Genomic DNA, 24,082 nt, shown 5'->3' on the forward strand with positions numbered 1-24,082 from the left:
TAACCTGGACATGAAGTTAATCAGGAGCAATGCTGCTGTGCGATCTCGCGCAAAATCCGGGCAAGGCCGATGGTGTTTTCCATGGTTGTCTGGCGTCCGAAGGATACCCTGAAAAACTCCTTGGCCGCTTTGCCGCCGATGCCCATCGCAATCATCGTTTTCGCTGGGGAAAGCAAATCGGTATGGCAGGCAGAGCCTGTCGATATGCCGTATCCCTTCCGGTTGCATTCGAGCATGACCCATTGTCCTTCGAGCCCGTGAATCTGCATTCCGACAATTCCGGGAAGCTGGGAGCCCTCGCCAAGGCCGTGAAGCTTCACCTTATTCGACAAATCGCTAAAATGCTCCGCGAACACCTTCCGCAGCTCCCTGAGATGGGCGAATTCCTCCTCAAGCGCTGAAACAGCCTTTTGCGCGGCTGCCGTCATCGCTATGATGCCCGGGAGGTTGACAGTCCCGGGCCTGAAGCCTTTCTCATGGGTGGTGCCGGCAATATACGGCCTCCACGGAATCCACGGATTCAGATAGGCAGCTCCCACTCCCTTTGGTCCATAAAACTTGTGGCCCGAAAGCGAAAAGGCGTCCACTGCGGATACCGCCTCCGTTATTTCCGTCTTTCCGAAAGTCTGGACAAAGTCGCTATGAAACAGAATGCCTCTTTGCCGGCACAGCTGGCCGATTTCTTTTACCGGCTGAAGCGTACCGATTTCCGAATTGCCATGCTGGATGGATACAAGAACTGTATCCTCCCGTAAAGAAGCTTCTAGCTGCTGGAAGCTCACCCTTCCAGTCCCCTCAAATGGCAGGTAGCTGACCTCATACCCCTCGTTCTCGAGCATGTTCATCACATTGGCGACGGAAGAATGCTCGGCCATGCTGGTGACGATATGGCGGCCTTTCCCTGGGTTTGCTGCCAGAAGCGCCCTGATGAGCAGAAGGTTGCTTTCCGAGCCTCCCGAGGTGAAAAACAATCCCCCAGGATCCACTCCAAGCAGGGTAGCCAATGTCTTGCGGGCATTCTCGAGCAGGGCGGCGGCAGCGGATCCTGTATCGTGCAGGCTTTGTGTGTTTCCATAGAATTCTGTTGCCGCCTTGACATAGATTTCGGCGGCTTCCTGGTCAAGCGGAGTGGCCGCTGCATAGTCAAAATATTTCATGGCTTCTTCTCCTAAACTAGAAAAATACTTGTCATTAGTGTAAATGTATGTAAATATAAGTGTCAAGACACCTGTATGTTCAGGAGGCTGGAAAAAGATGATAACTAGTGATGTGCTGATTATCGGGAGCGGGATAGCCGCTCTGCAGCTGGCAGTTAAACTTCGAAATGATATTAATGTGATAGTCCTCACAAAGTCTTCTGTGAAAAACGGGAATTCCCATATGGCCCAGGGAGGAGTGGCTGCTTCAATCGCCGTGCAGGATGATTCTTACAACCATTTTCTCGATACGATCGAAGCGGGAAGCAGGCACAACGATACCCTTGCTGTTTTGGAAATGACGAGGGAAGCTCCAGCCATTATAGAGGAAATGAAAGATGCAGGCTGCCAATTTGACGTCGATAAAGACGGAGAGCTGATGCTAGGAAGGGAAGGGGCGCATAGCGTCAACAGGATCGTCCATGCAGGCGGCGACGCTACTGGAAAAATGATGGTTGAATTCCTGATTTCACAGCTTCGCGAAAATGTACAGGTAGTAGAAGATACTCTTGTATATGAGCTGCTTCTGAATGCGAGGCAGGAATGCATTGGTGTTAAAACCCTGGCTTCTGACGGCCAAAAACAGGTTTACAAAAGCTCCCATGTGGTGATTGCAAGCGGAGGCTGCGGCCAGCTGTACCGGTACACTTCCAATGCCGATACCGTTACGGGCGATGGGCTGGCGCTCGCTTACATAGCGGGGGCGCAGCTGGCGGATATGGAGTTTATCCAGTTCCATCCGACGCTGCTTTATGTGGATGGAAAAACGCATGGACTGGTTTCGGAAGCGGTCCGCGGAGAAGGCGCCGTGCTGGTGACAGGGTCGGGAAAACGGATCATGGAGGATATTCATCCAATGGGCGACTTGGCCCCAAGGCATATCGTTTCCCAGACCATCTACGATTATCTGAAGAATGGGGAGCCTATCTATCTTGATATTTCTTCAATCAGCCATTTTGAAACCAGGTTTCCAACCGTCTCGGGAATATGCCGGGATGCAGGAATTGACCTGGAAGAAGGTAAAATCCCGGTTGCTCCCGGAAGCCATTTTTTAATGGGCGGTATTAAAACGGACCATTTTGGCCAGACCACTGTCTCTGGCCTCTATGCCATAGGGGAAGCATCTTGTACCGGCGTTCATGGAGCCAACCGGCTGGCAAGCAATTCCCTGCTCGAAGGATTGGTCTATGGCCGACGTTTGGCTCACTTTTTCAACAGTCTGCCGCCGGAGAGGCTGGAGCCGGACCATGAAGCGGTTTTAGTAGAAGACAAAAAAACAGGAGCCCTGCCTCTTCCGGAAAAAGCGGAGCTGCAGCGGATGATGATGGAGCGGGCTGGCATTGTCCGTCATGGTGATTCCCTGAACATGCATAAAAAATGGCTTGAATCCTTCCAGGTGGAAAAATGGCTTGATGAAAAGCTTGATTCTCGCACTCCCGAAGAAATCACCAGGGCATTTATGCTAATTTCGGCCTGGCTGGTAACGGATGCCGCTCTTGCGAGAACAGAAAGCAGGGGCGGCCATTTCCGGGCTGATTTTCCTGCTGAAGAAGATGAAAAATGGCTGAAACAGCAAATCGTGAATAAAAGAATGATAAAAAAGGGTGATATGGGTGAACCACTTAAAGCTGCGCTTACAACTTGAATCTTTTTTTCTTGAAGATATCGGCGAGAGGGACGTTACAAGTGAACTGATTTTCGGCTCAGCCGGGAAAGGCGAAATTGTGTTTATCGCCAAGGACTCCGGCATTTTTTGCGGAGAGGAGGTCATCAGGACAGGCTTCAGGCTGCTTGATTCTGATGCAGAGGTTGAGATGCTGATTTCTGATGGCGGCAAAGTGGAAAAAGGACAAAAATTGGCCGTCGTCAGTGGACGGACCGCGGATTTGCTGAAAGGCGAGCGGGTTGTCCTGAATCTGGTGCAGAGAATGTCCGGGATTGCGACCAGAACAAGGGAGGCCGTGGAGGCGCTGGGCAGTTCACATACAAGAATTTGCGACACACGGAAAACGACACCTGGCCTGAGGATGATGGAGAAATACGCAGTCCGCTGCGGCGGCGGCTTTAACCATCGCTATGGACTGTATGATGCTGTGATGATCAAAGACAATCATATTTCTTTTGCCGGAAGTATAGCCAATGCGGTCGAGGCGGTTCGAAGCCAGCTGGGGCACATGGTGAAAATCGAAGTGGAGACAGAAACAAAGGAACAGGTCCTCGAGGCTGTCGCAGCGAGAGTGGATTGCATCATGTTTGACAATACCGCCCCTGAACAGATCAGGGAATATGCCGCCCTAGTGCCTGAAGGGATCACAACAGAGGCTTCTGGCGGAATTACCATGGAAACTCTTGGTTCGTTCCGCGATACCGGAGTCGACTATATTTCGCTCGGCTTTTTGACCCATAGTGTCAAAGCGATGGATATCTCGGTGAAAGTGAATCTTTAAGAGAAGGGGAGATGGGGATGGATTTGCTGCAAATGCTCGACACAAAAGGGCTGCCGGAAAAATACCGGAGTATGCCAACTGAGGAACTGGAGGAAAGAGTGAGGTCCATCAAAAACAAACTGGGCAGGAAACTTTTTATTCCCGGGCATCATTATCAAAAGGATGAAGTGATTCAATTTGCCGACGCGACCGGTGATTCACTGAAGCTTGCCCAGTTGTCTGCGGAAAACCGCGAGGCGGAGCATATTGTGTTTTGCGGAGTCCATTTTATGGCCGAAACCGCTGATATTTTAACGATGAAAAACCAGAAGGTGTATTTGCCCGATATGCGTGCAGGCTGTTCCATGGCGGACATGGCCGACATCTACCAGACCGAGCGCGCGTGGGCAAAGCTTACGGAGTTGTTCGGCGAGAGTATTCTGCCGCTAACCTATGTCAATTCGACCGCGGCCATTAAAAGCTTTGTCGGGGAGCATGGAGGAGCAACGGTCACTTCATCCAATGCAGAAAAAATGGTGCAATGGGCGTTTGAACAGAAAGAAAGGCTGCTTTTCCTGCCTGACCAGCATCTTGGCAGGAACACCGCTTATAATATCGGAATTCCTCTTGAGGATATGGCCGTATGGAACCCGCTTGCCAATGAGCTTGAATACAGCGGCCCGCTTGAGAAAGTGAAAGTGATTTTATGGAAAGGGCATTGTTCCGTCCATGAAAACTTTACAGTGGAAAACATTGCCCATGTCCGCGAGGCATACCCCGGGATGAAAATCATTGTGCATCCTGAATGCCGGCGCGAGGTGGTCGCTTTATCCGATATGGCAGGTTCGACCAACTATATCATTGATGCCATCAGCGTCTCGCCTCCAGGCTCTTCCTGGGCAATCGGAACAGAAATGAACCTGGTGAAGCGGATTATCCAGCAGCATCCGGATAAACAGATCATTTCCCTGAATCCGCATATGTGTCCGTGCCTGACCATGAATCGCATTGATTTGCACCATCTCGTCTGGTGCCTGGAAGAACTCGAGCAAGGCAAGGAACATAATCTGATTGAAGTGGACAGCGTCATAGCCGAAAATGCCCGGAAAGCCCTAAACAGAATGCTGGAACAATCATAATGGACTGATTCGGAGTGAGCCATCCTGCAATGTAAAAGCAGGATGGCTTTTTCTATTTAGCAGAGTTCCGGCCTGGCCGCTTTTCAGTTCCATCACAGTTTTTTAGATGGAAAAGCTTTAATTTTTACTTCCCGAACATATACATGGCTAGAGAAAAATGGTTTTGGGTGTTTGCCCTGCCAATGACACGTCTTGCAAAGCGTCCAGCCTGTTGTTCCATTTAGCCGGCGGAAAATATTCTGCCGCCGGCAGGCCTTCAAGCGTTTGTTTTAAAAAATTAATGGCAATTTGCCCACACCGACATACACTATATGGACTTATGCCATAGGAGGGAAATCAGATTGAAAATCCATATCGTACAGAAAGGGGATACTCTCTGGAAGATCGCCAAAAAGTACGGGGTTAATTTTGAAGAGCTGAAAAAGATGAATACACAGCTTAGCAACCCAGATATGATTATGCCCGGCATGAAAATAAAAGTTCCGACCACAGGTGGAAACATAAAAAAGGAAGCACCGATGACTGGCGGATCGCAGGCAAAGATCAATATGGGAAGCAAAAAAGAAATGCCCGTCAAGGAGCATCCTTTTGTAAAAGAGAAGCCGGTGCCGCTGCCGGAAGCACTGCCGGAACAAGCGCCGCTGCCGGAGATGGAAATGCCGAAACCAGCACCAAAGCCAATGCCAAAGCCGGTTCCGAAACCTATCATGGAAATGCCGAAGCCAGCTCCAAAACCAATGCCGAAACCGATTATGGAAGCGCCAAAGCCGATGCCAAAACCGGCACCAGCGCCAAAGCCGATCATGGAAGCACCAAAGCAGATGCCAGCGCCAAAGCCGACCATGGAGGCACCGAAGCAGATGCCAGCGCCAAAGCCGATCATGGAAGCGCCAAAACAGGCGCAAAAGCCGCTGCCAGCAATGGAAGCGCCAAAGCAGGTGGCAGGTGTACAGAAGGAACAGCCGATCAAGCCATATACTCCAAAAATGCCTCAGCAAATACTTCCGGAAATCGATATGAACAACTATTATATTCAAAATATGGCCAATATGGCTTTGCCGGAGCAGCAAATGCCGTTTCCAGCACAGCCTCAGCTGCCGCCAAAGCCGGCGAACATCTTTCCAAAGCAGCCGGTCATGATGACAGAAGGCATGGAGGATGAGTCATCCTCGTTCCTGCCTATACAACAAGGAGGTTTCCAAGAGTCTATGATTCCTTATCCACATTATTTCCCAATGTCTCCAGGCATGCATGGTGGGGGTATGCCGCAACAGCAGCCAATGGCATTCCCGCAGGTACAGGGAGCGGCAATGCCTTATGGAGCACCAACAGAGAGCTCCATGTTCGAGTCATCTTATATGCAAATGCCTATGATGCCCAATATGCCCCACCAAAACGTAATGGGCATGGCAAACATGCCAGCTCCAATGCCAGGACAGACAGCACCGGCAATGGGATATCCTTGCCCTCCGACACCAATTTCGCCGGTCCTGCCTGGTTCAGGCCTGTGTGAACCTTATGGTTTCCATCATCCAGGCATGCCGATGGTGGGAGGAGCGATGGACGCCCAAATGCCGCACATGCCGCAAGTGGGAGGAGCGATGGATGCCCAGATGCCTCTGATGCCGCAGGTGGGAGGAGCGATGGACGCCCAAATGCCGCACATGCCGCAGGTGGGAGGAGCGATGGATGCCCAGATGCCGCACATGCCGGAGGTGGGAGGAATGATGGACGCCCAGATGCCGCATATGTCGCAGGTTGGAGGAGCGATGGACGCCCAGATGCCGTATATGCCACAAGTGGGCGGGGCCATGGACGCCCAAATGCCACTGATGCCACAAGTACAGGGAGCCATGCAGGGACCAGGAGACTGCGGCTGCGGTCCTGGAATGGGTTTCCCGCAAGGTGGATTTGCTCCGCAAATGGGCTATGGCCCGCAGGCTGGATTCGCCCCGCAAATGGGCTATGGCCCGCAGGCTGGATTCGCCCCGCAAATGGGCTATGGCCCGCAGGCCGGATTCGCCCAGCAAATGGGCTTTGGCCCACAAGGTGGATTTGCTCCGCAAATGGGCTATGGCCCACAAGGTGGATTTGCTCCGCAAATGGGCTATGGCCCGCAAGGTGGATTTGCTCCGCAAATGGGCTATGGCCCGCAGGCCGGATTCGCCCCGCAAATGGGCTATGGCCCGCAGGCCGGATTCGCCCCGCAAATGGGCTATGGCCCGCAAGGTGGGTTCGCTCCGCAAATGGGTTTCGGCCCGCAAGGTGGATTCGCTCCGCAAATGGACTATGGCCCGCAAGCCGGGTTCGCTCCGGAAGCAGGATTCGGAATGCCGCGTGAAGAAGACGCTGACGAAAGCAATGAATATTAAATTTCACCCGAGAAGGGACGATTCTACCGATCGTCTCTTCTCCTATTTACAATCCGCCCTGCCGGCTCGGATTGAAACAATGACAAAAATCAGGGACCGTGTTTTTCTGCTTCGCTCTGGAAATACCTTCTTCATGCTAAAGGCCTATTCCAGTGAAGAAAAGCTTCTGCAGCAGCAAGGATTTACAGCTGCGCTAAGAGAAGCGGGCTTTACAGAAAGCTACATCTTTTTAAAACTTTCGGACCACCCCCTATTTTTTGAGAACGCTTTTTACGGCTGTCAGGAGTATATTCCGCCGAGCTCCAAGCCCTTCAACTATCTGGCACAAGAAGAGCGGGATGAGGGCCTTGCCTTGCTGGCAAAATACCATATGACCACAACGAAGCTTGTCCCGGAGTTCAAGTTCTCCGTTCCCAAACAAAATATTTGGCAAAAATGGCAGGAAAGGGCGGCAGGGTTCAAGCGGAACACCAAGATTGTAAACTATTTTGTCCCGAAGCAGCTGACAGCGGAGATTCTGGACTGGTCTGAACTGGCCCTTGAAGGAATGGGCGAAAACCTGGGGCAACTCTATGCTGCCGAACCCGTCATTCTCCATGGCGATGTCGCCCACCATAATTTCCTCAGGGATGAAACAGGACGCCTGTGTTTGATTGATTTCGACCTGATTTCCCTTGGACCTGAGACCTGTGACTTGCTGCAGTATGCCAATCGGATCCTGCCTTTTATGAATTGGTCATTGGAATCCCTGGCCGGGATGAAGGGGTTTACCGGCTGCTTGGCTAACAAGGCTTTTTTATATGGACTTATGTATCCAGCTGATATTTTCCGTGAATGGAATCGCATAATCAGGCTGAAAGCCTACTATAATCCAGCGCGGACCGCCCCGCTGATCGAACTGACGGTAAACCAGTTCAATGCCAGAAAAAGATTCATTGAAAAAGTGGAAAAACTCACTCAGGAATAAAACCGTGGCGATTTTGATTAGAAAAAGGCCGAGTTTTCACCCCTTTATGTTAAAGTTACGCTGAACTGGCCATTGGAGCACCCAACAAGAGGGGAGACAGCATGTTTCAATGATGCTGCCTCCCTTTTTGTGGTTCTTTTATTCTATTTTAGTAAGGATTGCATCAGAGATTTAATTTATGCTTCAATTATTGGAGGGATTGCATCAAAGATTTGAATTTATGCTTCAATTATTCGATTTTATTGAAAAACCTGTGTCCAAGATGTGAACAACCAGATAAGTCGCGGGAAACAGCGCTATGGGAGAACAGGAATCGAAGGTACCAGCGCAGTGAATACCCCAAAGCCCTCACCGCACCTTTTCGCATTATAAAATAAAAATAGTTGGCCAAACTAGAAATGAACCTAAAAGAGTGAGGTGACCGGCAATGGGAATCAAGTCTGTTGTCATGACGCTTTGCATAGTTGGAACGATCGGCTTGGTATTCTTACAAAACGGCGGGGGAGTTTCAGCAGCTGGGCAGCCCGGAAAAATCGATGATGCAGGTCCGCTGGAGTTAACGGTCATTTTGGAGAGAGTCTATCTTGACGGCGAAGTCAGTGAAGAGAGAGTGGAGGAAAAAGTCTGGGCGCTTGATGATTTTTGGGCGCGGTACGAAGGCTGGGAACTGATAAGTCTTGAAGACAATCAGGTCGTCTTTAAACAGCATGTAGATGACATCTCCCCTTTGTTGAAGGCAAATGGCTATTTCGGCCTTTCCGGTGACGGGGTGCTGACCATTTTCAACGGCCGGCCGGATGAATCGAATATCATCCAATCCTTTTTTCAAATAGACGTGGGCAGACTGGAAAGCCGGAAACGTCAGGAATTGCAGGATGGAATCCCGATCCGCACAAAAGATGAATACGAGAAGGTACTGGAGACCTTTAAATCTTACACAAGCGATGAAAAACAAAAAAAGTAGCCAGGGCCGGGTAATCCGGCCCTTCTTTGCTGTTCCGAAAAACGGATGAATCGACTGTATGTTCGCTTTTTTGCGTTTAAACTTGCAAATTTCCTCGTTCCTAGAGACATAGTATGATAAAATGGTGGGTACAGCAAAATGGAGGAGAGAAAGATTTGTACGAGTATATTAGAGGAAAAGTGGACTTTATCAGTCCTGAATACATAGTGATCGACAATGGTGGCATTGGCTTTCAAATCAATGCCCCCAATCCATTTGCCTATTCAAAGGATATCGGCAAGGAAGTTCAGGTTTTTACCTATCACCATGTCCGCGAAGACGTGATGGCACTGTATGGCTTCCGTTCGCGCGAGGAAAAGACATTGTTTATGAAACTCCTGAATGTGACCGGCATCGGACCAAAAGGAGCGCTTGCCATCCTGGCTTCCGGGGAACCGCAGCAGGTGGTTCAGGCGATTGAAAATGAAGATGAAGCCTTCCTGGTCAAATTTCCTGGTGTCGGCAAGAAGACGGCGAGACAGATGATCCTTGACCTGAAAGGTAAGCTTCAGAATATTGTGCCTGATTTCTTCCCGAATCTCTTCCAGCCTGAGGAAGACGGCCATAGCAGCGATTTGGACGAAGCTTTGCTTGCCTTGAAAGCCCTGGGTTACTCCGATAAGGAAATCCAAAAGGTGGTGCCTGAGCTGAAAAAGGAAAAGCTTGCGACCGACCAGTACATTAAAAAGGCACTGCAGAAGCTATTAAGATAGTGAATACGGTACACCGGAAAATATGAAGTCTAAAGGATGATGAATGATGGAAGAGAGAATCATCTCCGGAGAAGCGGGCGAGCAGGAAGTTTCCTTTGAACAAAGCTTGCGGCCGCAGACATTAAAGCAGTATATTGGGCAGGATAAAGTGAAGGAAAACCTCCAGGTGTTCATCGAAGCGGCCAGGATGAGGCAGGAAACTTTGGACCACGTGCTTCTGTATGGGCCGCCGGGGCTTGGCAAGACCACGCTTGCCGCGATTATTGCCAATGAAATGGGCGTCAATCTGCGCACAACATCCGGTCCGGCGATTGAGCGTCCTGGCGACCTCGCCGCCATCCTCACGGCACTTGAGCCTGGTGATGTTCTGTTCATCGATGAAATCCACCGGCTGCCAAGGTCGATTGAGGAAGTGCTCTACCCGGCAATGGAGGATTTCTGTCTCGATATTGTCATTGGGAAGGGACCGACAGCGCGTTCCGTCCGTCTCGATTTGCCGCCATTTACCCTTGTCGGCGCCACCACTAGGGCAGGTTCCCTGTCGGCGCCGCTGAGGGACCGCTTTGGCGTGCTCAGCAGGCTCGAGTACTACAAGGAAGAGCATCTGCGGGAAATTGTTCTTCGTACCGCAGAGCTGCTTGATACAGAGATTGATCCCTTCGCAGCAGTCGAAATCGCCCGCCGTTCACGCGGAACCCCAAGGATTGCCAACCGCCTGCTTAAGCGGGTCCGGGATTTCGCCCAGGTCCGGGGCAATGGCTCGATTGAAGCGCAATTGGCCGATGAAGCACTGGAACTGATGCAGGTAGACAGACTGGGGCTTGACCATATTGACCATAAGCTGCTGAAGGGGATTATTGAAAAATTCCGCGGCGGCCCAGTCGGCCTTGAAACCATTGCGGCCACCATTGGCGAGGAATCGCAGACGATTGAAGATGTATATGAGCCCTATCTATTGCAGATCGGCTTCCTCCAGCGGACGCCGCGGGGCAGGCTGGTGACGCATCGGGTATATGAGCATTTTCAATTGGAGGTGCCTGCCGAATGACAGGAATGGGAAAACTGTTAATGTTCCTAGGAGCAATCATTTTTATTGCCGGATTCCTGATCCAATTTTTAAAACTCGGAAAGCTGCCAGGTGACATTGTCATCCAGAAGGGAAACTCGACATTCTACTTCCCGATTGTCACCTCGATTGTAGTCAGCATTGTGCTGTCACTGATTTTTTACTTTATTGGACGCTTCCGTTGAAATCTAAACGAATATAGGTGAAGAAACAACATGAAGGTAGATTTATTTGATTTTCATTTGCCTGAGGAATTGATTGCCCAGGTCCCGCTTGAACAAAGGTCGGAAAGCAGGCTGATGGTGCTTGATAAAAAGACCGGCGGGCTGCAGCATGACGTGTTCAAGCATATTAAAAGCCATCTCCGCCCAGGCGACTGCCTTGTCCTCAATGACACGCGCGTGCTGCCTGCAAGGCTCTTTGGCATGAAGGAAGACACCGGGGCCAAGATTGAAGTGCTCCTGTTGAAGCAGCTTGAAGGAGACAAGTGGGAAACGCTTGTCAAGCCTGCCAAAAGGGTAAAGGAAGGAACAACGCTTGTCTTCGGCGACGGCCTTCTTACCGCCGTTTGCACAGGCTCTTCCGATCACGGCGGCCGTGTGCTCGAATTTTCCTACGATGGCATTTTTTATGAAGTTCTTGAACAGCTTGGCGAAATGCCGCTGCCTCCGTATATCAAGGAACAGCTGGATGACCAGGAGCGCTACCAGACCGTGTTTGCCAAGGAGCGCGGTTCAGCCGCTGCGCCAACCGCGGGACTGCATTTTACCGAAGAGCTTCTGGAAGAGCTGAAGGAGGCAGGTGTCCATATCACCTTCATCACCCTTCATGTCGGACTTGGCACGTTCCGGCCTGTCAGTTCCGATACGATTGAGGAGCATGAAATGCATGCCGAGTTCTATATCATGTCCGAAGGGAGTGCAAAGCTGCTGAATGAAGTCCGCGAGCAGGGCGGCCGGATCATTACGGTGGGCACGACCTCGACCCGCACCCTTGAGACGATTGCTTCTGCCCATAATGGGAAATTTGCGGCAGCGACCGGCTGGACGGATATCTTCATTTATCCTGGCTTTGAATTCAAGGGCATTGATGGGATGATCACGAATTTCCATTTGCCGAAATCAACGTTGATCATGCTGGTTTCCGCGCTTGCGGGACGGGAGCATGTGCTTCATGCCTATAATACAGCCGTACAGGAAAGGTACCGTTTCTTCAGCTTTGGCGATGCCATGCTGATCATCTGACAGCTATAGCGGGAGCTAAGGCGGAAAGTATAAAAGAGGACTTTATATCTATGGAAGGAGCATACACAATTGTCTGCTATCTCTTACGAATTAATCAAGACATGCAAACAGACAGGAGCAAGGCTGGGGAGGGTGCACACACCGCACGGATCCTTTGAAACACCGGCATTTATGCCAGTTGGGACGCTTGCCACCGTCAAGACAATGGCCCCGGAGGAACTGAAGGAAATGGGCGCGGGAATCATTCTCAGCAATACCTATCATCTATGGCTTCGCCCGGGACATGAAACGATCAGGGAAGCTGGCGGCCTTCATAAGTTTATGAACTGGGACCGCGCCATCCTCACTGATTCTGGCGGATTCCAGGTGTTTTCGCTGAGTGAATTCCGCAAGATCGAGGAAGAAGGAGTCCATTTCCGCAACCACCTGAATGGGGACAAGCTGTTTCTTTCTCCTGAAAAGGCGATGGAAATCCAGAACGCCCTTGGTTCCGATATCATGATGGCATTTGATGAGTGCCCTCCATATCCGGCCTCATTTGAATACATGAAAGCATCGGTTGAAAGAACATCAAGATGGGCGGAGCGGTGCCTGAAAGCCCATAAGCGTCCGGAAGACCAGGGCCTGTTCGGGATTGTCCAGGGCGGGGAATACGAGGAGCTGAGAAAGCAAAGTGCGAAGGACCTTGTATCGCTGGACTTCCCGGGCTATGCGGTTGGCGGCCTGTCTGTCGGCGAGCCGAAGGATGTCATGAACAGGGCGCTTGAATTCACAACGCCATTGCTTCCTGCCAATAAGCCGCGTTACCTTATGGGCGTCGGATCTCCGGATAGCCTGATTGACGGTTCAATCCGAGGCATTGACATGTTTGACTGCGTTTTGCCAACAAGGATTGCCCGCAATGGAACACTGATGACGAGCCAGGGGCGCCTTGTGGTGAAAAATGCGCAGTATGCCAAGGATTTTGGCCCGATTGACCCGGAATGCAGCTGCTATACTTGCCGCAATTATTCACGCGCCTACATCCGCCACTTGATTAAATGCGATGAAACATTCGGGATTCGACTTACGACTTATCATAATCTGCATTTTCTGCTACAATTGATGGAGCAAGTCAGACAAGCAATCAGGGAAGACCGTTTAGGCGACTTCAGGGAAGAATTTTTTGAGCGTTATGGCTTCAACAAACCAAATGCGAAGAATTTTTAATAAGGCTGGCTTGAATGAATGAAAGGAGGAGAATTAATGGAAGGTTTGATAGGTACAGTATTTCCGCTCTTGCTGATGTTTGTCCTTTTCTACTTTTTGCTGATCCGTCCGCAGCAGAAGAGGCAAAAGGCAGTTCAGCAGATGCAGAGTGACCTTAAGAAAGGCGACCGCGTTGTAACAATCGGAGGCCTTCATGGATTTGTCGATGCGCTTGATGAAGGGACTGTCGTGATCAAGTGCGGCGATGGAAGCCGTCTTACATACGACCGCGCCGCAATCCGCGACGTCGTTCAGGATTAATAGCAGAAGAAAAACAGGTGCCCTGTGCACCTGTTTTTTTTGTCCTGATTATCAGGTTCTTGAGCTTGACATATTGACTCCGAGGATGCCGCCCATCATAGCGGTGATGATATAGCAGATATGGTAGATGATTTGCTCTGTGGAAAACAGACTGTCGAGTCCGAGATATTGAAACAGAAAGATGATGGCCGAATAAATCAGTCCTGTTGCCGTTCCGATGAACCATCCTTTTTCTTTCCCTTTTTTCCCGGTGATAAAGCCGCCGGCGAACAGTGAAATAAATGACACCGTCGTCACTGCATATTGCAGGGACGATTCCTGTAATGATGTAAAGGTCAGCAAAACTGAGAAAATGAGGCTGCTAACGATGGCGAATATGAAAATCGCAATGACTCCGTAGATCACGGAAATACCCAAACCCCTTGATTCCATTGTCTTCTCCCCTTCCCGCCAGCAAAAACCGACTGGTATCGTTTAGTACAAGCATATTCGCCAAAGTGGAAAATAGACTTAAAAATTCCTCCTTTCTTTGCCGCTCATAATTTTCCTTAAGTTGCAAAGTCTATATCTTAATGCAGTCAGCGAAGGGAGAGCATTTGAATGGAAGAATACGGAGCCATAATCCTTCGAACCTTGCTTCTTTATATCATTATTATCATCACTTTCCGGGTAATGGGAAAAAGGGAAATTGGTGAGCTCAGCCTGCTCGATCTGGTTGTATTTATCATGATTGCCGAAATGGCGGCTATGGCCATTGAAAACTTTAATGACCCTTTGATAAAATCCCTTCTGCCAATGATGCTCCTTGTCGGGATTCAATTTGTCTTTGCGCTCGCTTCGTTAAAGAGCAAACGTTTCCGGGAAATTATTGACGGGAAGCCGAGCATTGTCATCAATAATGGAAAGATTGATGAAGGAGAAATGAGGAGGCAGCGCTATAATTTTGATGATATGCTCCTGCAGCTGCGGGAAGAAGGAGTCGGGGATATAGCGGATGTCGAATATGCCATCCTCGAGCCATCGGGAAAAATGTCAGTGTTTAAAAAAAGTGCATCCGAGAAGCTGTCGTTGCCTTTAATTCTAGACGGCACTATCAATGAAGAAAACCTGATTCTTATTGGTAAAACAAATGACTGGCTGCAAGGCCAGCTGGAAAAGCAGGGCTACAGCACTGTGGGCGAAATCTCGTATTGCTCCTATAAAAACGGCAAGCTCTTTGTCGACATAAAAGATGAAAAATAACACGCCAGGCAAAAATAAACTGTATCCTGTGTAGTAGACAATTAAAAAAAGCGTCTACTGCACAGGATTTTTTTAGGTACAATAGATTACAAATGGTACGGGAGAAGAGTATATGAGTAAAAAGATATTTACAAAAAAAGAGATCGAGATATTATCTAAAAATCCCTATGTAAAATCAGTTAGCCCAAAAGGGATTACCTATACTGATGAGTTTAAGGAGCTCTTTATAGCTCAAAACGAAAAGGGAAAGTTTCCAAGTGAAATATTTAGAGACTGTGGGTTCGACCCAGAAATCGTTGGTAAAAGGCGTATTGATTCAGCAAGTAAAAGATGGCGAGAAGCCTACCTTATGAATGGAGTGATGGGACTCCGTGACACAAGACCAGGAAACTCAGGCAGATCCAGGGAAAGAGAGCTTTCCATCGAAGAAAAATATGCAAGGTTAGAGGCCGAAATTAACCTGTTGAAAGCAGAGAACGAACTATTAAAAAAGATACGATTCGCCGAAAGGGGGATGAAGAAGAAATAAAGTTGGCCGCTGACCAGAAGTTCAACCTTATTCATTCCGTTATTCAAAAATACAAACTAAAAGGGATGGTATCCCACCTCTGTAATGTAGCTGGTGTATCCCGTCAGGGTTACTATAACTACTTTCCAGCTAAACAGGTTGAGAGAAGGAAGGACCAGGAGAAAAAGGATGAATCCCTCCGGGACTTGGTTTTAAAGGCATACAATTTCAAGAACCGTAAAAAAGGGGCTCGCCAAATTAAGATGGTATTGGCAGGTCAGTTTGGTGTTGTCTTCAATCTCAAGAGAATCAGAAGAATCATGAAGAAATACGGAATTGAGAGTCCCTTTAGGAGAGCGAATCCCTATAAACGCATCATGAAGGCTACCCAGGAGCACAAGATCGTCCCGAACCTTCTTAACAGGGAATTCAAACAGGGAATCCCCTACAAAGTCCTCCTTACGGATATCACCTACCTATATTTTGGAAAAGGAAAAAGGGCTTATTTATCAACCATTATTGACGCTTCCACCAATGAAGTATTGGCTCATCAGGTCTCCGATCGAGTTACTCTTGATATCGCTACGGATACACTTAAGAAGTTAAAAAGAACGAGGAAGATTAAACTGGCTAAAGGAGCTTATATACACTCTGACCAGGGAGGTCACTATACTAGCCCTGTTTATCAAAAGCTGGTGAAAAAAATCAGGTTGGGACAATCCATGTCCAGGAGGGGGAACTGTTGGGACAACGCCCCACAGGAATCATTCTTTGGTCATTTTAAGGACCTGGCTGATATAAAATCATGTGAAACCTTAGAAGAGCTTAAACAAGAAGTGAAAGCTGCAATCCACTACTACAATCACTACAGATATCAATGGAATATGAAAAAGATGACCCCTGTTGAATACAGAGATCATCTTCTTAAAGTAGCGTAGCTTTTTTTAAAATGTCCTTTACAAAGGGTACAGATTAAAATGGACTGGCGTGCTTTTTCGTTTCATGTGCTAATTTTTGAACCAGGTGAAGGCCAGAACGGAGAGAGGGCGGCCAACGACAGGGATTCTTGCGAGTTCCTCTTTTTTTACCAGTCCGGCCAGCAGGACGAGCAGGCAGTATGTGATGGAAATCAAAACAGCCGCTGCCAGTACGCGTATGTGAAGGACGGAGATGGTACTGAGGCTGTCCCAAATTTGAAAGCCAATCCAGCCTGAGAGCCCCATGACAAGGAATGTTTTGGCATATTCCAAAAGGTGGAAGGTGAAAGAGACGGCCTTCAGGACGGTCGCAAAATGAAGTATGGTGACGAGCACGAATCCCATCGTTAGCCCAAGTGCGGCTCCATTGATGCCAAAGGCAGGCTGGCTTGCGAGCATAAAGATCACGGCTGTTTTTGCGGCATTTCCGACCAGGCTGTTGATCATCGCTGCCCTGGCAAGGTCCAGAGCCTGCAGGGTGGCTTGAAGCGGACCCTGAAAATAATAGAAAATAAAAAACGGTGCCATCAGCTTGATGAAGCCTGTTCCGCTGTCAGTTCCATACATCACGAGCATCAAAGGCTCGGCCAGCACATACAGGACGATGACGGCCAGTCCCCCGGTTAAAAGCGAGAAGCGCAGCGACTGCTGCAGCAGATGTTCAATCACCCGGTAATTCTTTTGGGAGTTGGCTTCACTGATGGCCGGCACAAGGGAAGTGGAAAGCGAAAAAGTGATGAACGACGGCAGCATGAGCAGCGGCAGGGCAAAACCGGTCAATGCGCCATACTGCTTTGTAGCCGCGCCCACGGCTACACCTGCCAGGGCAAGGCTGTGTGCCACCACGATTGGTTCGAAAAACCAAGATATCGAGCCAATCATCCTGCTGCCCATCGTGGGCAGGGAGATGCTCATCAGTTCCCCGAAGGTTGATTTTCCTGATTGGACAAATTGAAAAAAGTCTTTTCGAAGCCGGAATTTTTTCTTGATTTTAAAAGCGGTCATTAAATAAAGCAGGGAAACGAGTTCCCCGATGACCGATGAAGCCATGGCGGCAGCCGCCGCGTATTCAATACCGTAAGGCAGGAAAGTCTTTGTCATCACAGCAATCAAGGTAATCCGAACCACCTGCTCGATCACTTGCGATATGGCAGCAGGCTTCATATTTTGCCTTCCCTGGAAATACCCCCTTAAGACGGAAGAAACGGCAATGATAGGCACCACCGGGGCAATTGCGAGCAAAGGAAGCAAAGTCCGCTGGTCCGTAAACAAAGTTTGCGATAAATGGGGAGCCAGCAGGAATAGGGCCGGAGTAAATATGAGGGAAAGCGAGATGGTGGTGGCCAGTGAGACAACAAGTATTTTTTTTATTTTCGCAAAATCACCCTTCGCCTCGGCCTCGGCCACATGCTTCGAAATGGCCACTGGCAAACCCATCTGGGTAATCGTGACAACCAGGATAAAAGTTGGGACGGCCATCATATACAGGCCCACGCCTTCTTCCCCGATGAACCTTGCAACGACAATCCGGTTGATGAACCCGAGAATTCTGGTTACCAGGCCGGCTATCAGCAATATCACGGTTCCTTTCAAAAATTTGGACATCCTGCTCCCGCCTTCTCAAACAAGCTAAATTCAGATACAATAATCTATATGCACAAGAGTGGACAAAGCATGACAGGATTAAAGTTTTTTCAAAATTGACAGGAAGCCAGGGAGGCGGATTGAGATGGAGAGCGGGCATAGCTATGAGGCATACAGGAACCAGGTCACTCCAGCATTAAACAGCAAAAGGGAGGAATTCGAAATGCTCGGCTACGGTTCTGTCAGCGGGCAGCAATTATGGGAGTTCCTTGTCCAAAAAAAGTGGAAGAAGCAAAAGGAAGGAATCCGCCTGTACGAAATCGTAGCCGAAATTATGGCGATCCAGCCCGGGGAATTCATGAACCATGCCACGGTTGAGGCTTTTAAACTTGGAAGCTTTGCTCTTGATGATGAAGATGAATTAAAGGAATTGTTAAAATAGGCGGCGGTTTGCCTTTAATTGTAAAAGATGAAATTGACAGTCAATTTAAACTGATTCATAATAAAAATGCTATCTCCCGGGGAGCTTCAGCCTGCCGAATCCCGCCGGGAGAATATCTGCATATTCTTTTGCTAACAGACTAAGGAGGACTTATACATAATGGTAAAACGGAGTCGCATCATTGCGTTCTTTCTGATTGTTTTGCTGATCGGGGGCGCAATGGGCCTAACAACCCAGAATATACTGGGGAATATCAAGCTTGGACTTGACTTGCAGGGCGGGTTTGAGGTTCTCTACGAAGTGAAGACGAAGGACGGACAGCCGGTTGACCGGGAAACATTGGTCAGTACGGTCGAAGCGCTTGACCGCCGTGTCAACGTTCTCGGGGTAAGCGAGCCGAATATACAGATAGAAGGTGAAAACCGGATCCGCGTCCAGCTTGCCGGTGTTACCGACCAGGCGAAGGCAAGGGAAATCCTTTCCACCGAAGCGAATCTGAGTTTCCGGGACGCCAATGACAATCTGATGATGGACGGCGGCGACCTCGCTGAAAATGGAGCATCCCAGAGTTTCGATGAAAATAACCGCCCAAGCGTTTCGCTTACCTTAAAAAGCGGCGATGAGTTCGGAAGGGTAACGAGCGAAATCCTTTCGATGTATCCCGATAATCAGCTGGTCATCTGGCTTGATTTTGAAGAAGGGGCCGATTCCTACAAGGAAGAAAGAATGAAGGCAGACCCTAAGTTCCTGTCCGCTCCAAATGTTGATCAGGTCCTGTCGCAGAAAACGGTGCAGATTACCGGCAACTTTTCCATCGATGAAGCGAAGGAGCTGGCCAACCTGCTGAATGCAGGGGCATTGCCGGTGGAGCTTCAGGAAGAATATTCGACGTCTGTTGGCGCAAAATTCGGGGAACAGGCACTGACAACAACCATCTATGCCGGAATCATCGGCATCTTGGCCATCTTCGCGTTCATGCTCGCCATATACAGATTCCCGGGCGTGATTGCCTTTGTAACACTATCGATTTATATTTATCTCGTTCTGCTTGTATTCGACTGGATGAATGCGGTCCTGACACTGCCGGGCATTGCTGCGCTGATTCTGGGTGTCGGGATGGCAGTTGATGCGAACATCATCACCTACGAACGGATAAAAGAAGAGTTGAAGGTAGGCCGGAATATTCAGGCTGCCTTTAAGGCCGGCAGCAAAAACTCGCTTTCGACGATCCTGGATGCTAACTTTACAACGCTTATTGCGGCCCTTGTCCTGTTTGTGTACGGGACAAGCTCGATAAAAGGGTTTGCCACAATGCTGATCGTCAGCATTCTGCTGAGCTTCATTACCGCTGTGTTTGGATCCCGGGCGTTCCTGGCCCTTTGGGTGAGCAGCGGACTGCTAAAGGACAAGCCAGGATGGTTTGGCGTGAAAAAGAGCGAAATCCATGATCTGGCTGATAATGTGGATACGCTTGATCTGAAGACGAAATTCGAAAACATTGATTTTATCAAGAACCGCAAGACATTCTTCATGATTTCTGCTGGATTGATTGCAGCCGGGCTGATCATTCTCGCTATTTTCAGGCTCAATCTTGGCATCGATTTTGCCAGCGGTACGAGAATTGAAGTGTTGTCCGAGAGCCGGATCAATGCAGACGAGCTAAAGGAGGACTTGCAGGCTTCCGGAATTGAGACGGATGATATCGTCATTTCAGGCGACAATGGCGAAATAGGCGTTGCACGCTATAAGGACGCTCTCACGAAAGAAGAGATTGCCGATCTGAAGGCCGCCTTTGAGGGCAAATACGGCGCAGAGCCGAATGTCAGCACCGTTTCACCGACAATCGGAAAAGAACTGGCGAAAAATGGTTTCATTGCCCTTTTGATCGCCTCGGTCGGAATTGTTCTCTACGTTACATTCCGGTTTGAATGGCGCATGGCTTTGCCGGCCATCATTTCACTCCTGCATGATGCTTTCTTCATCATTGCGGTGTTCAGCCTGCTGCGGCTGGAAGTGGACCTTACTTTCATTGCGGCAATCCTGACGATTATCGGTTATTCGATTAATGACACAATTGTGACGTTTGACCGGATCAGGGAAAACCTGCAGAAGAAAAAGAGACTTAGGACTCCTGAGGATATTGCCGAAATTGCCAACAGGAGTCTTCGTCAGACGATGGGCCGCTCTGTGAATACCGTATTGACGGTCGTGCTGCCTGTCATAGCCTTGCTGATTTTCGGCAGTGAATCGATCTGGAACTTCTCCTTTGCCCTGCTGATCGGCTTGATTTCAGGAACCTACTCTTCCTTGTTTATTGCCGCCCAGCTGTGGTACGTTCTGAAAAAGAGGGAATTAAAGCAAAAAGGCACGATTGTTACGTATAAGGAAAAACGCAAAAATACGGATGAACCGGTGGTCTGATTAGATTCGCAGCTGCCTCCGGTTGAAGCAAAGACGCCGCAGGGAAGCTTTCCTGCGGCGTCTTTGCTGTCTGTCAAGGCTTGTTCAGGCTATAAACGCCAATTGAAACAGCGGGGCACCTTCTGTATAATAGAAAGGCTGAGAGGTGAGCGTATGCTGAAATCCAGGACAAGATGGGTTGTCAAGCCCACAGACCTGCAAAAAGCGCAAGAGCTGGCAGAGGCAATGAACATTGCCCCGACAACAGCTGCCTTGCTAGTGAATCGCGGAATAGATACCGTGGAAAATGCCCGGTATTTTTTATTTGAACAAACACTGTCCTTCCATGATCCTTTTCTATTAAAAGGAATGGATGTGCTGGTAGAAAGAGTGAAACGCGCCATCGAGGATGGCGAACCGATCTTGATTTTTGGAGACTATGATGCGGATGGTGTCAGTTCCACAACCGTCATGATGAGGGTTCTGCTCGACATGGGGGCCAATGTGGACTACTACATTCCAAACCGCTTTACTGAAGGGTATGGCCCGAATGAAGCTGCCTTCAGAAAGGCCGCGGAAAAGGGAATAAAGCTGATCATTACCGTCGATACCGGAATATCGGCGCTTCATGAAGCAAAGATTGCCCGCGATCTGGGGCTGGACCTGATTATTACCGATCACCATGAACCTGGACCGGCCCTGCCGGAGGCCCTGGCCATCATCCACCCAAAACTGGAGGACAGCGTCTACCCATTCAGGGAGCTTGCCGGTGTCGGTGTTGCCTTTAAGGTGGCACATGCCCTGTACGGGTTTGTCCCGGAGGACTTGCTTGAAATTGCCGCTATCGGAACCATTGCCGACCTTGTCTCTCTAACAGGAGAAAACCGGCTGATTGCCAAACATGGAATTTCACAGCTTAAGAGAACCAATAATCATGGGCTGCGCGCTCTGCTGTCTCTGTCGAAAACGGAGCCTTCCGCCATCAGTGAGGAAACAATCGGCTTCATGATCGGTCCGCGCATCAATGCTGCCGGCCGGCTTGGCAGCGCCGATCCCGCTGTCCAACTGCTGCTGACAGATTCCCGGGAGGAAGCGATCATGCTGGCGGAGGAAATCGACCTGCTCAACAAGGAAAGGCAAAGCCTTGTCGCTGCCATTTCCGAGGAAGCCATTAAGGAAGTGGAGATGAATTTTCCAGTCAAGGACAATCATGTTCTTGTCATTGGCAGGGAAGGCTGGAATCCGGGAGTCATTGGCATAGTGGCTTCAAGGCTGGTTGAGAAATTCTACAGGCCGACGATCGTGCTCAGTTTTGACAAGGAAAAGGGAATCGCAAAAGGTTCAGCCAGAAGCATCGCTGGATTCGACCTTTTTAAAAATCTGTCCACCTGCCGTGACCTTCTGCCGCATTTTGGCGGCCATCCGATGGCTGCCGGGATGACGCTTGGCCTTGAGGATGTGGGCCAGCTCAGGGAAAGGCTGAATGTCCTTGCCGCCGAACAGCTGAGCGAAAAGGATCTGATACCTGTCACCCAGGTAGATCTCGAGGTCCGCCTTGAGGAAATCAGTCTTGAAAGCATAAAGGAAATGGGGCAGCTTGCGCCTTATGGTGTGGATAATCCTAAGCCGAAGGTAATGATCAAGGATGCCCAAATTGCTTCGATGCGAAGAATCGGAAGCAACAACAGCCATATCAAGATGACGCTAGCCAACGGCGGGGCGTCCCTTGATGGCGTTGGTTTCGGACTGGGCGGGCTGTATGAGCAGATTTCTCCGATTTCCTCTGTCTCGGCCATTGGCGAGCTGTCCATCAATGAATGGAACAATATCAGGAAGCCGCAGATTTTCCTTCAGGATGTGGCTGTACACTCATGGCAGATGTTTGACCTGAGGGGTCTCAGGCGGCATGAAAAGCTTGTCGAGATGATACCTGGCCAATCCACCAAATGGGTTGTTTTTGGGGACGGAGGGGAAGAGAAGTTTTCTGCTTTTATAGCGGGGCCGCTAAGTAAAATCAGTACGGCAGAGGAAGCAGCCTATATGGATGTTGATGACCAGAATATTGTGCTTCTGGATATGCCGCCATCAAGGCAGATTCTTGAAAAGTTATTTTCCGGCAAATCCCCGTCCAGGATCTATGTCCACTTTTACAAGGAAAACAGTGACTTCTTCAGTACCATGCCAACGAGGGAACACTTTAAATGGTTTTATGCGTTTTTGGCGAAGAAGGGTGTTTTTGACCTGAAAACCTATGGGGAGGACCTGGCAAAATACCGCGGCTGGACAAAAGAAAGTGTGGATTTTATGTCACAGGTGTTTTTTGACCTGGATTTTGTTAAAATAAACAATGGATTAATTTCCTTGGAGAAAAGTGTGCCGAAAAGGGACTTATCTGAATCAAAGACTTACCAGAGAAAACAAGCTACATTCGCTCTTGAAAATGATTTGCTCTATTCAACATTCGAGCAGCTTAAAAGCTGGTTCGACCAAGTCATTCAAGGGTCGGTGCAAAATGAGGAGGCAATTACAGAATGGATTTAAAGAAATTCGTAGCCATTGTGCCTGACTGGCCAAAGGAAGGCATAAAATTTAAGGATATAACGCCACTTATGGCGGATGGCGAAGCATATAAATATGCAACCGACCAGATTGTCACCTATGCCCGCGAAAGGAAAGTGGACTTGATTGTGGGTCCTGAAGCGCGCGGCTTCATCATCGGCTGCCCAGTTGCCTATTCACTTGGAGTAGGTTTTGCTCCAGTCCGGAAGGAAGGAAAACTTCCGCGCGAGACAATCAAGGTTGATTATGGCCTGGAATATGGCAAGGATGTCCTTACGATCCATAAAGATGCGATCAAACCGGGACAGAGAGTCCTGATTGTCGACGACCTTCTGGCTACAGGAGGCACAATCGAAGCGACCATCAAATTGGTGGAAGAGCTCGGCGGAGTCGTTGCCGGCATCGCTTTCCTGATTGAACTTACTTACCTGGAAGGCAGAAGCAAGCTCGAAAATTACGATATCAAGGCAATTTTGAATTACTAGTATGCAGGGGCACTTCTATTTGGAGTGCCTTTTGTCTATATGCAAGCCATTTTGGGAACTGGCGTTTCCTATCCGGACAGGGCGTAATCAAATTGGAAAAAAATTTTTTCGACATTTTTTTCATTTTCTGACTAAAATCTTTTGCTTTCTCTTTACATATTGGAATTTTTCTTTGATAATAATAACAATCCTTAAAACAGGAGATTCAAGCTATTGGTTTGAATTGGCATCATTAGCAGGAGAATGCATC

At 49.1% G+C, this 24,082-nt stretch carries 20 protein-coding genes and 1 pseudogene; 18 read left to right on the forward strand and 3 right to left on the reverse strand.

Annotated features, from left to right (window positions below):
- Nucleotides 1-20: 20 nt before the first annotated feature.
- The gene (locus WQ57_RS24340; protein WP_046526224.1) at nucleotides 21-1,157 is read right to left on the reverse strand and encodes an IscS subfamily cysteine desulfurase; all 1,137 of its coding nucleotides are present in this window, start codon (nucleotides 1,155-1,157) and stop codon (nucleotides 21-23) included.
- Between the two features lie 97 nt (nucleotides 1,158-1,254).
- Here WQ57_RS24340 and nadB point away from each other — a divergent pair, with 97 nt between their 5' ends.
- The 12 genes and pseudogenes from nadB (at nucleotide 1,255) to yajC (ending at nucleotide 13,635) form a co-directional block, all read left to right on the forward strand.
- Nucleotides 1,255-2,841, forward strand: a complete 1,587-nt coding sequence (gene nadB / locus WQ57_RS24345) for an L-aspartate oxidase (protein ID WP_046526225.1) — start codon at nucleotides 1,255-1,257, stop codon at nucleotides 2,839-2,841.
- The gene (gene nadC / locus WQ57_RS24350; protein ID WP_046526226.1) at nucleotides 2,810-3,643 is read left to right on the forward strand and encodes a carboxylating nicotinate-nucleotide diphosphorylase; all 834 of its coding nucleotides are present in this window, start codon (nucleotides 2,810-2,812) and stop codon (nucleotides 3,641-3,643) included. The genes nadB and nadC overlap by 32 nt, the downstream gene beginning before the upstream one ends.
- A gap of 11 nt (nucleotides 3,644-3,654) precedes the next feature.
- The gene (nadA, locus tag WQ57_RS24355; RefSeq protein ID WP_420912413.1) at nucleotides 3,655-4,761 is read left to right on the forward strand and encodes a quinolinate synthase NadA; all 1,107 of its coding nucleotides are present in this window, start codon (nucleotides 3,655-3,657) and stop codon (nucleotides 4,759-4,761) included.
- A 341-nt stretch (nucleotides 4,762-5,102) separates the two neighbouring features.
- Nucleotides 5,103-5,348: pseudogene (gene safA, locus WQ57_RS27575) on the forward strand (SafA/ExsA family spore coat assembly protein); the annotation flags it as partial.
- Between the two features lie 1,750 nt (nucleotides 5,349-7,098).
- The gene (locus WQ57_RS24365) at nucleotides 7,099-8,100 is read left to right on the forward strand and encodes a phosphotransferase (RefSeq protein WP_162200623.1); all 1,002 of its coding nucleotides are present in this window, start codon (nucleotides 7,099-7,101) and stop codon (nucleotides 8,098-8,100) included.
- A 427-nt stretch (nucleotides 8,101-8,527) separates the two neighbouring features.
- A complete protein-coding gene (locus tag WQ57_RS24370; RefSeq protein ID WP_046526229.1) occupies nucleotides 8,528-9,064 on the forward strand; it encodes an intercompartmental signaling factor BofC in 537 nt (178 codons plus the stop codon).
- 155 nt (nucleotides 9,065-9,219) lie between these two features.
- Complete coding sequence (gene ruvA / locus WQ57_RS24375) at nucleotides 9,220-9,816, forward strand: Holliday junction branch migration protein RuvA (protein ID WP_046526230.1); 597 nt, start codon at nucleotides 9,220-9,222, stop codon at nucleotides 9,814-9,816.
- A 46-nt stretch (nucleotides 9,817-9,862) separates the two neighbouring features.
- On the forward strand, nucleotides 9,863-10,864 hold the full coding sequence (gene ruvB, locus WQ57_RS24380) for a Holliday junction branch migration DNA helicase RuvB (RefSeq protein ID WP_046526231.1): 1,002 nt from the start codon (nucleotides 9,863-9,865) through the stop codon (nucleotides 10,862-10,864).
- Nucleotides 10,861-11,067 (forward strand): DUF2905 domain-containing protein, encoded by a 207-nt coding sequence (locus WQ57_RS24385; RefSeq protein WP_046526232.1) that lies wholly within the window; start codon nucleotides 10,861-10,863, stop codon nucleotides 11,065-11,067. The genes ruvB and WQ57_RS24385 overlap by 4 nt, the downstream gene beginning before the upstream one ends.
- 30 nt (nucleotides 11,068-11,097) lie before the next feature.
- Nucleotides 11,098-12,126 (forward strand): tRNA preQ1(34) S-adenosylmethionine ribosyltransferase-isomerase QueA, encoded by a 1,029-nt coding sequence (gene queA, locus WQ57_RS24390; protein ID WP_046526233.1) that lies wholly within the window; start codon nucleotides 11,098-11,100, stop codon nucleotides 12,124-12,126.
- A 69-nt stretch (nucleotides 12,127-12,195) separates the two neighbouring features.
- Entirely contained in the window at nucleotides 12,196-13,335 is a 1,140-nt protein-coding gene (gene tgt, locus WQ57_RS24395) for a tRNA guanosine(34) transglycosylase Tgt (RefSeq protein ID WP_046526234.1), read from the forward strand.
- A gap of 36 nt (nucleotides 13,336-13,371) precedes the next feature.
- The gene (gene yajC, locus WQ57_RS24400; RefSeq protein ID WP_046526235.1) at nucleotides 13,372-13,635 is read left to right on the forward strand and encodes a preprotein translocase subunit YajC; all 264 of its coding nucleotides are present in this window, start codon (nucleotides 13,372-13,374) and stop codon (nucleotides 13,633-13,635) included.
- Nucleotides 13,636-13,686: 51 nt separating this feature from the next.
- Here the strand turns inward: yajC and WQ57_RS24405 are convergent, their stop codons facing one another.
- The gene (locus WQ57_RS24405; protein WP_046526236.1) at nucleotides 13,687-14,067 is read right to left on the reverse strand and encodes a TIGR04086 family membrane protein; all 381 of its coding nucleotides are present in this window, start codon (nucleotides 14,065-14,067) and stop codon (nucleotides 13,687-13,689) included.
- Nucleotides 14,068-14,235: 168 nt separating this feature from the next.
- Here WQ57_RS24405 and WQ57_RS24410 point away from each other — a divergent pair, with 168 nt between their 5' ends.
- Both WQ57_RS24410 and WQ57_RS26400 read left to right on the forward strand, forming a co-directional pair.
- On the forward strand, nucleotides 14,236-14,877 hold the full coding sequence (locus WQ57_RS24410; protein WP_046526237.1) for a DUF421 domain-containing protein: 642 nt from the start codon (nucleotides 14,236-14,238) through the stop codon (nucleotides 14,875-14,877).
- Nucleotides 14,878-14,989: 112 nt separating this feature from the next.
- Nucleotides 14,990-16,323, forward strand: a protein-coding gene (locus WQ57_RS26400; RefSeq protein WP_420912414.1) for an IS3 family transposase whose coding sequence is annotated in 2 segments (ribosomal slippage) — nucleotides 14,990-15,400 and nucleotides 15,403-16,323 — 1,332 coding nt in all. Because the reading frame shifts where the segments join, the coding sequence is not laid out codon by codon here.
- Between the two features lie 69 nt (nucleotides 16,324-16,392).
- Here WQ57_RS26400 and spoVB read toward each other — a convergent pair.
- Nucleotides 16,393-17,967: a stage V sporulation protein B gene (gene spoVB, locus WQ57_RS24425; protein ID WP_046526239.1), complete on the reverse strand. Its 1,575-nt coding sequence runs from the start codon at nucleotides 17,965-17,967 to the stop codon at nucleotides 16,393-16,395.
- A gap of 124 nt (nucleotides 17,968-18,091) precedes the next feature.
- On the opposite strand from spoVB, the gene WQ57_RS24430 reads away from it, so the two are divergent.
- From WQ57_RS24430 to WQ57_RS24445, 4 genes are all read left to right on the forward strand, one after another.
- Entirely contained in the window at nucleotides 18,092-18,388 is a 297-nt protein-coding gene (locus WQ57_RS24430) for a post-transcriptional regulator (RefSeq protein WP_046526240.1), read from the forward strand.
- Between the two features lie 159 nt (nucleotides 18,389-18,547).
- The gene (gene secDF / locus WQ57_RS24435; RefSeq protein ID WP_046526241.1) at nucleotides 18,548-20,809 is read left to right on the forward strand and encodes a protein translocase subunit SecDF; all 2,262 of its coding nucleotides are present in this window, start codon (nucleotides 18,548-18,550) and stop codon (nucleotides 20,807-20,809) included.
- A gap of 153 nt (nucleotides 20,810-20,962) precedes the next feature.
- Nucleotides 20,963-23,329: a single-stranded-DNA-specific exonuclease RecJ gene (recJ, locus tag WQ57_RS24440; RefSeq protein ID WP_046526242.1), complete on the forward strand. Its 2,367-nt coding sequence runs from the start codon at nucleotides 20,963-20,965 to the stop codon at nucleotides 23,327-23,329.
- Nucleotides 23,320-23,832, forward strand: a complete 513-nt coding sequence (locus WQ57_RS24445; protein WP_046526243.1) for an adenine phosphoribosyltransferase — start codon at nucleotides 23,320-23,322, stop codon at nucleotides 23,830-23,832. Before recJ ends, WQ57_RS24445 begins: the two co-directional genes overlap by 10 nt.
- Nucleotides 23,833-24,082 lie beyond the last annotated feature (250 nt).

This window comes from Mesobacillus campisalis, from assembly GCF_000986785.1.
GTDB lineage: Bacteria > Bacillota > Bacilli > Bacillales > Cytobacillaceae > Mesobacillus_B > Mesobacillus_B campisalis.